This is a genomic window from Pseudomonas sp. LBUM1653, assembly GCF_059716115.1.
The window spans coordinates 770551-782493 of sequence record NZ_CP166803.1 but is presented as its reverse complement, the minus strand read 5'-3'; the positions used below and the strand labels follow the sequence as shown (position 1 = coordinate 782493).

The following is an 11943-nucleotide window of genomic DNA, read 5'->3' as shown; positions in this document are numbered from 1 at the left end:
CAGGCCTGACAACAATAACCAGAAGGGATCGAGATGGCGGATGAAATCTTGCAACAGGGAACGCTCAAGCGGGGGTTGAAAAATCGACATATTCAACTGATCGCCCTGGGCGGGGCGATTGGCACCGGGCTGTTCCTCGGCTCTGCAGGCGTGCTCAAGTCGGCCGGTCCGTCGATGATCCTCGGTTATGCGATTGCCGGGTTCATCGCCTTCCTGATCATGCGCCAGTTGGGCGAGATGATTGTCGAGGAGCCGGTAGCCGGATCGTTCAGTCACTTCGCCCACAAGTACTGGAGCGGTTATGCCGGCTTCCTGTCCGGCTGGAATTACTGGGTGCTGTACGTGCTGGTGGGCATGGCCGAGCTGACGGCCGTCGGCAAGTACGTGCAGTTCTGGTGGCCGGAGATCCCGGCCTGGGTCAGCGCCGCGGTGTTCTTCGTCCTGGTCAACCTGATCAACACGATGAACGTCAAAGTCTTCGGCGAGATGGAGTTCTGGTTCGCGATCATCAAGGTTGTGGCAATCCTCGGCATGATCGTCCTTGGCTGCTACATGCTCTTCAGCGGCTCCGGCGGCCCGCAGGCGTCGGTCAGTAACCTGTGGAGCCACGGCGGTTTCTTCCCCAACGGCACCACCGGTCTGCTGATGTCGATGGCGTTCATCATGTTCTCCTTCGGCGGCCTGGAACTGGTCGGCATCACTGCCGCTGAAGCCAGCGAACCGAGGAAGGTGATTCCCAAGGCGATCAACCAGGTGGTTTATCGCGTGTTGATCTTCTACGTCGGCGCACTCACCGTGCTGCTGTCCCTGTACCCCTGGGATCAACTGCTGCAGACCCTCGGCGCGTCCGGCGATGCCTACAGCGGCAGCCCGTTCGTACAGATCTTCTCGCTGATCGGCAGCGATACCGCCGCGCACATCCTCAACTTCGTGGTGCTCACCGCGGCGCTCTCGGTCTACAACAGCGGCGTCTACTGCAACAGCCGCATGCTCTACGGCCTGGCCGAACAGGGCGACGCACCGAAGTCGCTGATGAAACTGAACAAACAGGGCGTGCCACTGCGGGCGCTGGGCATCTCGGCGCTGATCACCATGCTGTCCGTGCTGGTCAACTACCTGGCTCCCCATGAAGCGCTGGAGTTGCTGTTCGCCCTGGTGGTCGCCTCGTTGATGATCAACTGGACGCTGATCAGCCTGACCCACCTGAAGTTTCGCAAAATCATGGGCCAGCAAGGCATCGTGCCGGGCTTCAAGTCGTTCTGGTTTCCTTACAGCAACTACCTGTGCCTGGCGTTCATGGCCATGATCATCTGCGTGATGTGGATGATTCCGGGCATTCGCGCCTCGGTCATCGCCATCCCGGTGTGGGTGTCGATCATCTACGTGTTCTACCGGATGCGTGTGGCGCGGGATCGCGGCTTGCCAGTCGCTCAATAATCCTGCGCGCAACAAAAAGCCCCGGCATTCATTGAATGCCGGGGCTTTTTAATGCTTGTCAGATCAAAGGGTCGAACGCACCCGCCACAACTCCGGGAACAGCACGGTATCGAGCATCTTGCGCAGATAACCAACCCCTTCAGTGCCGCCAGTGCCTGGTTGAAAGCCGATGATCCGCTCGACCGTGGTGACATGGCGGAAGCGCCACTGCCGGAACGAGTCTTCGAGATCGATGAATTTCTCGGCCAGTTGATAGAGGTCCCAATAACGCGACGGATCTTTGTAGACCACACGCCAGGCCGCTTCGACCGAGGCGTCATGCTGCGTCGGGCCGGTCGGGTCACGCTCGAAACGCTGCGGGTCAATCGCAAGGCCAGCACCGGCCATCAAGCGAATCGCTTCGTCATACAGCGAAGGTGTGGCGATGGCTTTTTCGAGTTCCAGCAACAGCTCCGGCCGATGGGCGTGGGGGCGCAATAGCGTCGCGCTTTTGTTGCCCAGAATGAACTCGATTTCACGGTACTGAAACGACTGGAAGCCCGACGATTGCCCCAGGAAAGGCCTGATCGAGTGGTACTCGGTGGGCGTCATGGTGGCCAGCACCGTCCACGCATGCACCAGCTGATCAAAGATCCGCGAGACCCGCGCCAGCATTTTGAAGGCCGGCGGCAACTCACCCAGTCTAACGTGTTCGCGGGCGGCCTTGAGCTCGTGCAGCATCAGCTTCATCCACAGCTCGGAGGTCTGGTGCTGGATGATGAACAGCATCTCGTTATGGTCCGGCGACAACGGGTGCTGAGCACTGAGAATACGCCCCAGATCCAGGTAGTCGCCGTAGCTCATGGAGTCGGAAAAATTCAGCTCGGCGTTATGCCATTCCTCTGTCTGATTGGCAGGCGAATACGGGCATTGACTCATTGAGCAGGCTCCTCATGTGGCGGTGAATTCAGTGGACGCAAGATAGCCCTGACCGGGCTGGCGTCGAGGTTGGCAAAGCGCAGCGGCAGCGCGATCAACTCGTAATCCCCTTCCGGGACGTCATCGAGCACGATGCCTTCGAGAATGGCCATGCCGTGACGCGCCACGGCGTTGTGCGAATCCATGGTCTTGGATTGCTGCGGGTCCAGCGACGGCGTGTCGATACCGATCAGGCGCACGCCGAGACCGGCGAGCAGGTCGACGGTGTCTTTGGCGACCGCCGTGAATTCGGCGTCCCAGGTGGTCAGCGGCGCCTGTTGATAGGTACGCAGCAGGACGCGTTCGGGCAGGTTGGCCAAACGTCCTTGCAGTTGCTCAGGTTGCACCAGTGCGTTGCTGCCCAGGCAATGCAGCACCCGGCAAGGCCCGATATAGACATCGAGCGACACATCGCCGATGGCCGCGCCGTCCTTGCTGTAGTGCAGCGGTGCATCGACATGGGCGCCGGTGTGTGGCGACAGCGTGATGCGCCCGACATTCACCGGGCATTCAGGCCCTAACGTCCAGACGCGTTCTTCCTGAAACGGCGTATCTCCCGGCCAGGTCGGTGTTGCGGTACTCAAGGGCGGGCTGATGTCCCACCACGACATTGTTTTTTTCATTGCACAGCTCTCGGCCTTTTCCGAAGTGAATGATACGAGCGATACCTGTGCATGTTCTTGCAAAAACGTTCGAAAAAGCCTGGAGCTTTCGCACAAACTGCCAGATATCGGCGGTTTATCGAGTGGAAATTTCAATGGTGCCACAGCCAGTAGCAGCCGGTAGCAGGCGTCGAGCGGGTGATGGTCGCTGCGTTTCTGGATACCTCGATGTCGAGCACAGACAACTGATGCCACACCAAGCCCTATAGGGTGCGACTTCAGCTCTCCCCCCAACGCCGGAGTCATCATGACCGCACCGATCACCGTTCTTCGCGACACCCATCCGCTGCCCGTACTCGACGCCTGCAAATGGGAAAAACTCGAAGGCGACCCGCACACCGTCAACCTCAACGCCTACACCAGCGAAGATGGCAGCAAGATCATGGGCACCTGGATCTGCACGCCGGGCAAGTGGTACGTGGAATACGTGAAGTGGGAGTACTGCGATTTCCGCGAGGGGTACTGCATCATCACCCCTGAGGGAAAAGAGCCGATCCACCTGCGTGCCGGTGACATTTTTGTCATTGAGCCGGGGATGAAAGGCACCTGGGAAGTGGTGGAAACCGTGCGCAAGTATTTCGTGTTTGCCTGATGCAAAAAAACCGGGAGATCACCCGACGTGATTTCCCGGTCAATATCCATATGCGCATGCAGTACCTGTGGGAGCGAGCTTGCTCGCGATGAGGCCAGCACATTCAACATCAACGTTAACTGATCTACCGCTATCGCGAGCAAGCTCGCTCCCACAGGTTTTATTGCGGTTTGCGATAACTGTTGATGATTGCCGAGAAGTCACTGCCGCCTTCCCCACGCAGGCTCATCGCCTGATACAACTGTTGCGCCACCGCGCCAAGCACCACCGGCTGGTGCGCCTGACGTGCCGCTTCCGTGGCCAGCCCCAGATCCTTGAGCATCAGTTCGGCGCCGAATCCACCGGTATAGCCGCGCGAGGCTGGTGCCGTTTCGACGATGCCCGGCCACGGGTTGTACATCTCCGAACTCCAGCAACGTCCGGTGGAGCTGTTGATGATGCCGGCCAACACGCCCGTGTCGATACCCAAGGCATCGCCCAGCGCCATGGCTTCGCTGACGCCGACCATGGAAATGCCCAGCAGCAGGTTGTTGCAGATTTTGGCGATCTGTCCTGTGCCGACCTCACCACAATGGACAATGTTGCGGCCCATTTGCGCCAGCACCGGTTGCAGGGTCGCGAACAGTTCCGGGGTCGCACCGACCATGAACGTCAACGTCCCCGCCGCGGCGCCACCGGTGCCACCGGAGACCGGCGCATCGGCCATGACCACACCCTGTTTGGCAGCGGCGGCGGCCACGTCACGGGCGGTCTGCGGATCGATGGTGCTGCAATCCACCGCTGGCACACCCTTGCCGATCCCGGCGAGCACACCGTCTTCGCCCAGCCATACGCTGCGTACATGAACGGCAGCAGGCAGCATGGTGATCACCAGCTCGGCGCCTTCTGCCGCTTCACGGGCCGAAGCGCTGATGCTGCCGCCCAGTTGCTCGAGCTCCGCCAGCACGGTTTTGTTCAGGTCGACCAGGTTCAGCGAATGGCCAGCCTTGATCAGGTTGCGCGCCATCGGCGCGCCCATGTTGCCGAGACCGATAAAAGCGATTTTCATGTCCGGCTCCTTATCGCAAGTTGATGGTGGTGTTCACACCGTCATTGACGCTGTCGTCATCGAACCAGCGGCTGGTGACGGTCTTGGTCTGAGTGTAGAACTGCACCACTTGCTTGCCATAAGGGCCGAGGTCGCCGAGCTTGGAACCACGGGAACCGGTGAAGCTGAAGAACGGGACCGGCACCGGAATCGGGATGTTGATGCCGACCTGGCCGACGTCGATTTCGTTCTGGAACTTGCGCGCCGCCGCACCGCTCTGGGTGAACAGGCCCGTGCCGTTGCCGAACGGGTTGGCGTTGACCAGGGCAATGGCCTCGTCGAGCGTATTCACTTCCAGCACGACCAGCACCGGGCCGAAGATTTCCTGGGTGTAGATCTGCATGTCGGTGGTCACACCGGAGAACAGGGTCGGGCCGACAAAGTTGCCTTTCTCGTAACCGGGAACCGTGATTTCGCGACCATCGAGCTCGAGTTTCGCGCCTTCCTTGATGCCGCTCTCGATCAGGTCGAGAATCCGTGCCTTGGCCTTTTTCGAAATCACCGGCCCCACGTCGGTGCCCGCCTCGCTGCCGGCATTGACCTTGAGTTTCTGCGCCAGTGCCTTGAGGTCTGGCAGCCATTGCTTGGCCGCGCCCACCAGCACCACCACCGACGTGGCCATGCAACGCTGACCGGCCGCGCCGAAACCGGCGCCCACCAGCGCATTCAGCGCTTGTTCGCGATTGGCATCGGGCAGCACCACGGCGTGGTTCTTCGCGCCCATCATCGATTGCACGCGCTTGCCGTGCTTGCCGGCCAGGTCATAGACGTGAGTGCCGACCGCCGTCGAACCAACGAAGGAAACGGCCTTGATGTCTTTGTGGGTGCAGAGCGCATCCACCACATCCTTGCCGCCATGCACGACGTTGAGCACGCCGGCCGGAACGCCGGCCTCGATGGCCAGTTCCACCAGCAGCATGGTCGACATCGGATCCTGTTCGGACGGCTTGAGCACGAAGGTGTTGCCGCAGGCGATGGCCATCGGGAACATCCACAGTGGAATCATCGCCGGGAAGTTGAACGGCGTGATGCCAGCGCAAACGCCGATTGGTTGACGCAGGGTGTAAGTGTCCACGCCGCCCGCCACGTTTTCAGCGAACTCGCCCATTTGCAGGCTGCCGATGGAGCACGCGTGTTCGACCACTTCCAAGCCACGGAAAATATCGCCTTCAGCGTCGGCAATGGTTTTGCCCTGCTCTGCACTCAAGACAGCGGCAATGCGCTTGGAGTGTTCGCGAATCAACGCCTGGAGCTTGAGCATGATGCGCATCCGCGCGCCGATTGGCGTCAGCTTCCAGGTCTGGAAGGCGCGATGGGCGGCGCTGATGGCTGCGTCGACTTCTTCAGCGGTGGCAAACGGCACCTTGGCCAGCACCTGTTGGGTTGCCGGGTTGATGATGTCGTGCCATTCGGTGGACTGAGATTCGACCCACTGGCCGTCGATCAACAGCTTGACCTTTTGTACGGTGGTTTCGTTAGGCGTGAGCGAAGCGTTCATGTGGGTCTCCGGATGTTTGTTTTTATTTCAGGAGCCAGGGCGAAAAAGTCACCCTGCGATGAGGCGTGTGCCGCGATTTGGTGATCGGACTGTTTTTGGAGTATAGATGTGCAAACTTCTAATAAGAACGCACATAAAAGCCGGTCCAACATGCAAAAAAACATCACGTCTTTAGGTTCGCTGAATTGGGATGACCTCAAGTTTTTCCTTGAAGTCGCCCGCACCCGCAAGGCCAGCACCGCGGCCAAGCGCCTGGCCGTCGACTACACCACCGTATCGCGGCGCATAAGTTCACTCGAAGCTTCGCTGGGCACCTTGTTGTTCGAGAAATCCCGGACCAGCGGCTTTGTCCTGACCGCCGAAGGCCAGCGCTTGCTGGGGTACGCCGAGTCGATCGAAAGCACGCTGCACATGGCCTGCGAACAGGTATCGGGTTCCGGGGTGGCGTTGTCCGGCCATGTGCGCATGGGCTGCACTGAAGGTTTCGGCAGCTTTTTCATTACCCCGCAACTGAGCCACTTCGTCGACGCCTACCCGGCGATCTCTGTGGACATCCTGCCGCTGCCGCACTTCATCAGCCTGTCCAAGCGCGAGGCCGACATCGTCATCGCCCTGGAGCGCCCGGAACACGGGCCCTATGTATGCTGCAAACTGACCGACTACCGCTTGCAGCTGTATGCGACGCAGGAATACCTCGACAAGCACCCGGCGATCCGCCGCCCGGCCGACCTGGGCAAGCATTCGTTCATCAGTTATGTCGACGACCTGGCGTTCAGCTCCGAGCTGCTGTACCTGGCCAACGTGCTCCCCGGTGCCAGCGCCAATCTGCGCAGTACCAGCGTGATCGCGCAGTTCGTGGCCGCGCAGCAAGGGCGATCACTGGCCATCCTGCCGTGCTTCCTTGCCGCTCAGGACCCACGGTTGCTGGCGGTGCTGCCGCAGGAGATCAACATCACCCGGCAATTCTGGATGTACTGCCGGGAGGATTTGAGGAAGCTCAAGCGGATTACCCTGTTGTGGGACTATATCCGCACGGTCACCGAGCAGAACCAGACCCTGTTGATGGGTGACAGTCGGCAGATGCTGTTTGCCGACTAGGAATCTTCAAGGAATCAAGTAGCGAAATCGTAACGACGTCAGCAGGCATTTGCCGATGCTTTGTAACAGCGGTTGATACGCAATTTGTAACACCGCTGACGACAGATAGGCACGCCCATAGAGAGGCATGGCTACCACGTAAAATCTGAAAGAAACGCTATACGCAAATCCAGATGAAAGGTCATGGATTGTCATGAAGTGTTAAGGCGTTGTCGCCAAATGAAAGGCTGGAAGTCCCCTCGCCTATAAACTCCTCATACGTTCTACGCGGCAAGCCCAGCTATTTTCCGGCTCGCCCGATTACCGTGCTTTATGAAGTAGGAGCATGGTTATGAGATGAGCCCTATCTTTAAGCCATATTTAAAGTGCGCCCAAGGAAAAAATCATGAAAGACATAGTTATCAGAACGCTCGATTTCCTATCAGTCTGTTGGTCGTCCTAGCCCTAATTGTGGGTGTGTTTTCCGCGTTTTCCGGACAGGGATATTATGGTGTTCTGATTGGTGTAGGTATTTTCATTGGTGCCTGCTTTACGTGCGGGTTCTGGATGGCCTTGTCTAAAATTATTGAGAACCAAGAGCGAATGATAGTTATCAATAAACGCTTGTTCCAATCCATCGATAATCTTGACGAAACTTTATCGTCATCAATGACTAAAACGCTTTCGAGCCGTTAGTTCGGAGCTAGCCCGGCTAAGTCTGCCGTAGCTGACTCGTAATCGGCATCGGGCTGGAGGGGGGGGTAGGTGGCGATCTTGGAAGAGAAAAGGGAAGAGAAAAGGAAGAAAAAATGAAGAGAAAAGGGGACAGAACTATTAGTCAGCTTCCTTGTTTTGAAAATAAATCCCCTTTGCGCCCCGTCCCCTTTGCGCCCCTTTGTGCCTGTCCCCTTTGTGCCTTTGTGAATCCTTTGTGGTCTCCTTTGTGGTCCCCTTTGTGCAGCGGTAGCAGTCTTCACTGAAAACTTCGGCCTGCACCCAAGAGCATAAGAATCGGGCCACCCGTGAATGCGTACCTCAATGCGTTGCAAATGCTCGAATTCGGTGGTGAACCTCCAAGGAAGGAGTGGAGCTCAAGAATTTTGGAGTATTTTCGTGTGGCCAGAAGGTTGACCGATTACGTATCAGCGGTGCTGAACGCTTCCTATCCTCCATTGTGTAATCCACTTGACAGAGTCCATACCCTCAGTGATATCGTTTTGATATTATCTCGGCATAGGGACAGCATGAGGAGTAACAGCCGAAAAAATAGCTGCTGATCCATTCTGAACAATAAGATCAGGGTAGTCAGGCGTAGTGGAATGGCGTCAAAAAGCCCCTACGGCACCAACGTCCGGGGCATTTTATTTTCCAAAGCCAATGTGGAAGTCGGGTCGACTTACGCCCCCAACTTGCCAACTTGCCATCAGCCATCTGTGAACGGGTGTAGTGAATCCCCTTGGTTTCGTAGATACATCTAATAGTCGACTATTGATCGAACTTGGCTTGTCGCCAATGTCAGCCTTGGATGTAACCACGTCAAGTGGAGCAGGATTGAGAATAGTATACGCACCGATTTTTTAAACCAAGCAAGTGTTTGACATGAGCATGTACGAGGATGGGTTGCGCCTCGAGTTACTGCTTGGAGTTTAGCCTGTGGCAGAAGCCGCCTTTTTAGCAGTAAAGACAGGAGAGCCTAAATGGCAACAGTTAATGGAAAGACGGTAACCGGGTCCACCATCTATGGAACCACCGGCTATGATATAATTTATGGCGTCAAGACCGCCGAAGTGATTTATGGCGAAAATGGTGACGATACCATTTATGGCGATGATGGTAACGATACGATCTATGGTGGCAGTGGGTCGGACGACCTGTATGGCGGCGACGGCAACGATATCCTGGACGCGGGCACTAGCAGTAATAACATCCTTACAGGCGGCGCAGGGGCAGATACTTTCGTCATAAATCGTGGAGCCAGTTATATAGGGCAAACCATCACGGATTTTGACGTATCCGCAGATCGGCTGGATCTTCGTCAGCTCGGTATCTCCGACATCGAGACGCTTAATCGCCTGTTTGAAGTCAATTACTATGACAAGCTTTTATTAAAAATAAATACTAACGGTTATGATTCGACGACCACGCTGAACAATCTTTGGGCCACCGGGATCGGGGAGTTGGACGCGTCCAATGTGCTTCTCAATACGACCGTCAAAGACGATTCGCTGACCGCAACTTCAAGGAGCGACCTGTTCGGAGGGTTGGGTAATGACAAGCTTACAGGTTCCTCGTCCAGCGACCGCCTTTTTGGCGAAAGCGGTAATGACACCCTCTTCGGCATGGCTGGGAACGACCTTTTAGTCGGTGGTGCCGGCAACGATACCCTGAGCGGTGGCGCCGATGGAGATGTGCTCGAAGGCGGTAGTGGCAACGATATCCTGAACGGTGGCACTGGGAGCGATCAGCTCATCGGCGGGGCTGGTAGCGACGTATTCATCGCTCAGCGGGGGAGCAATTACTACGACTCGACCCGAGTCATCGATTTCAGTCTCGCGGAGCAGGACAAGCTCGATGTCCGCACGCTCGGGATCAGTGATATCGATAGCCTCAAGCGCTTGGTTGAGGCGGTGGACGACAAAGGTGGCGATGTCATCACAAATTGGAACGGCGGCTACTCGGCTGAGTTGGCGCTCACGGGAGTATCGGTCGCCAACCTGACAACGACCAACCTGCTCCTCAATACGAGCACGGCCAACTCTAATCAGTTCGCCACCGGCAAAAGCGATTTGTTCGGAGGCCTTGGCAACAACCGTCTCGTTGGCTCCTCGTCCAGCGACCGCCTGTTCGGCGAAGGCGGCGCTGACACCCTGGAGGGGGGCGATGGTTACGACCTATTGGTGGGTGGCAGCGGTAACGATAGTTTGTTCGGTGGCAATGGTAACGACACACTAGAGGGCGGCATTGGCGACGACAAGCTCGATGGTGGCGACAACTATGACATCCTCAAGGGGGGCGTCGGTAACGATACTCTGAATGGCGGCCTGGGAGACGACGTATTATCGGGCGGCACCGGTAATGACTTACTGATCAGCAGTCTTGGCGACGACTTTCTGGACGGCGGTGAGGGTATCGATACCCTGTCCTACGCAGCAGAGGGATTGGCGCTCAACGTCAATCTTAACCTCACGGGCGAGCAGCGTGTCCTGGCATCCCGTTACGAGGATGATCGAATTCTCAATATCGAAAACGTTATTGGTGGTTACGCGAACGATCGCCTGGTGGGCAATGCCTTTAACAACAGCCTCGATGGAGGCAGCGGTGACGATACACTCAGTGGTGGGCTTGGTAATGACACCCTGCGTGGTGCGGCTGGCAATGACACCATAAATGGGGGCGGCGGCGTGGACACGGCTACCTACGAGGGGGCAGCTTCTGCGGTCAAAGTCGACCTGAACATTACGACTGCCTCCCAGAATACACTCGGTGCAGGTGTCGATCGCCTCCTCTACATCGAAAATCTCACCGGATCCAGCTACGCCGATACTCTGAAAGGCGATGCGGCAGCCAACGTGTTAACGGGCGGACTAGGCAAGGACACCCTCATCGGCGGCGCTGGCAGCGATATTTTCGACTTCAATTCGTTGTTGGAAATGGGGTCGATTAGCTCCACCTGGGATGTCATCAGCGACTTCAAAAATGGCGATAAAATCGACCTGTCGACGCTGGATGCCAATACGGTCACTACCGCCAATGACGTCTTCAACAGCGTAATCGCCAGCACCACCGCCTTTACCCAAGCGGGCCAGTTGAAGGTCGAAAATGGCGTGCTCTATGGCAATACGGATGCTGACGGCACCGCCGAGTTCGCTATTCAGCTCATCGGGGTTACCAGTCTGGCGACTTCGGACTTCATACTTTGAGCGTGGGGGGCAAATAGCCCCTCATCGAACCAAGGTTCTAAACGACCCTGACAATTTCATCAAAGCTGTTTCAGTTAAGGAAGTTTGACGAATCCTTGATCAGCAGAAAAATCTGGAACCTCCTAACCAGGTTCCGGATTTTTTATGTCTGGCTCACAGGATTGTTGTGGCGATTCACAAACCCTGTCTTTAAGTGTGTCGTTTGCGCATGGTGATCCTAACGCTAAGGGTAATTGCGTCCGCTTAAAAATACGCGGACACAATCGCCCTTAATGTGGGGAGCCGGTAGGTGTGTTTGGCAGACGCTTACTTCTCACGCGACTTCTTTAGCGACCATCTGCCAAGCGGCATGACCCATCACGGCCTGTGCGTAAGCCGTAGGGACTCCCTTGGCTTGCATCAAGGAGGCCAGAACGTCGCTCGTGGTCAACTGGGATATTTCGTTCAGACGCCCGCCTGTGATAGCTCCCAGGCTTAACAGCCAAGGCCTCCATGAGGTTTCAGAGAGGTTACTCGCGTAGTCCATCAGCTTAACTATTTGCACCTGCGAGAATGCTTTACGTGTCGACTCAAGCCCCTTGGTTAGCTTCAATTTCTTGTCATACGTCTTGGTCAGATGCTCATTCTCCACTGCCCAAGCAAACACAGCCGAAAGTTTCACGTCTGTAGTGGTAAGGCCTCGCCAGTCGAGTTGTCGGTCTCAATGGCAGAGT

General features: G+C 56.8%; 8 protein-coding genes. 4 read left to right on the top strand and 4 right to left on the bottom strand.

The genetic code is table 11. The annotated features are described in order from the left end of the window. Positions 1-33 precede the first annotated feature (33 nt). Positions 34-1437, top strand: a complete 1404-nt coding sequence (locus tag ACA054_RS03455; RefSeq protein WP_497688200.1) for an amino acid permease — start codon at positions 34-36, stop codon at positions 1435-1437. A 63-nt stretch (positions 1438-1500) separates the two neighbouring features. Here the strand turns inward: ACA054_RS03455 and kynA are convergent, their stop codons facing one another. Next, entirely contained in the window at positions 1501-2355 is an 855-nt protein-coding gene (gene kynA / locus ACA054_RS03450) for a tryptophan 2,3-dioxygenase (RefSeq protein ID WP_497688199.1), read from the bottom strand. Next, positions 2352-3017 carry an arylformamidase gene (gene kynB / locus ACA054_RS03445; RefSeq protein WP_497688198.1) on the bottom strand — a complete coding sequence of 222 codons (666 nt, stop codon included), beginning with the start codon at positions 3015-3017 and terminating at the stop codon, positions 2352-2354. Before kynB ends, kynA begins: the two co-directional genes overlap by 4 nt. A 286-nt stretch (positions 3018-3303) precedes the next feature. Here kynB and ACA054_RS03440 point away from each other — a divergent pair, with 286 nt between their 5' ends. Continuing rightward, positions 3304-3648 carry a cupin domain-containing protein gene (locus tag ACA054_RS03440; protein ID WP_007946320.1) on the top strand — a complete coding sequence of 115 codons (345 nt, stop codon included), beginning with the start codon at positions 3304-3306 and terminating at the stop codon, positions 3646-3648. Positions 3649-3808: 160 nt separating this feature from the next. Here the strand turns inward: ACA054_RS03440 and mmsB are convergent, their stop codons facing one another. Continuing rightward, complete coding sequence (gene mmsB / locus ACA054_RS03435) at positions 3809-4696, bottom strand: 3-hydroxyisobutyrate dehydrogenase (protein ID WP_497688197.1); 888 nt, start codon at positions 4694-4696, stop codon at positions 3809-3811. 10 nt (positions 4697-4706) lie between these two features. Further along, on the bottom strand, positions 4707-6233 hold the full coding sequence (locus ACA054_RS03430) for a CoA-acylating methylmalonate-semialdehyde dehydrogenase (protein ID WP_497688196.1): 1527 nt from the start codon (positions 6231-6233) through the stop codon (positions 4707-4709). Positions 6234-6383: 150 nt separating this feature from the next. Between ACA054_RS03430 and ACA054_RS03425 the strand changes: the two genes are divergently transcribed. Both ACA054_RS03425 and ACA054_RS03420 read left to right on the top strand, forming a co-directional pair. Then, entirely contained in the window at positions 6384-7331 is a 948-nt protein-coding gene (locus tag ACA054_RS03425; RefSeq protein WP_497688195.1) for a LysR family transcriptional regulator, read from the top strand. Between the two features lie 1676 nt (positions 7332-9007). Continuing rightward, positions 9008-11230: a calcium-binding protein gene (locus ACA054_RS03420; protein ID WP_497688194.1), complete on the top strand. Its 2223-nt coding sequence runs from the start codon at positions 9008-9010 to the stop codon at positions 11228-11230. Positions 11231-11943 lie beyond the last annotated feature (713 nt).

Coding starts and splice junctions, on each gene's coding strand:
- ACA054_RS03455 (WP_497688200.1), top strand. CDS start 34: ATGGCGGATGAAATCTTGCAACAGGGAACGCTCAAGCGGGGGTTGAAA.
- mmsB (WP_497688197.1), bottom strand. CDS start 4,696: ATGAAAATCGCTTTTATCGGTCTCGGCAACATGGGCGCGCCGATGGCG.
- ACA054_RS03430 (WP_497688196.1), bottom strand. CDS start 6,233: ATGAACGCTTCGCTCACGCCTAACGAAACCACCGTACAAAAGGTCAAG.
- kynB (WP_497688198.1), bottom strand. CDS start 3,017: ATGAAAAAAACAATGTCGTGGTGGGACATCAGCCCGCCCTTGAGTACC.
- ACA054_RS03425 (WP_497688195.1), top strand. CDS start 6,384: ATGCAAAAAAACATCACGTCTTTAGGTTCGCTGAATTGGGATGACCTC.
- ACA054_RS03420 (WP_497688194.1), top strand. CDS start 9,008: ATGGCAACAGTTAATGGAAAGACGGTAACCGGGTCCACCATCTATGGA.
- kynA (WP_497688199.1), bottom strand. CDS start 2,355: ATGAGTCAATGCCCGTATTCGCCTGCCAATCAGACAGAGGAATGGCAT.
- ACA054_RS03440 (WP_007946320.1), top strand. CDS start 3,304: ATGACCGCACCGATCACCGTTCTTCGCGACACCCATCCGCTGCCCGTA.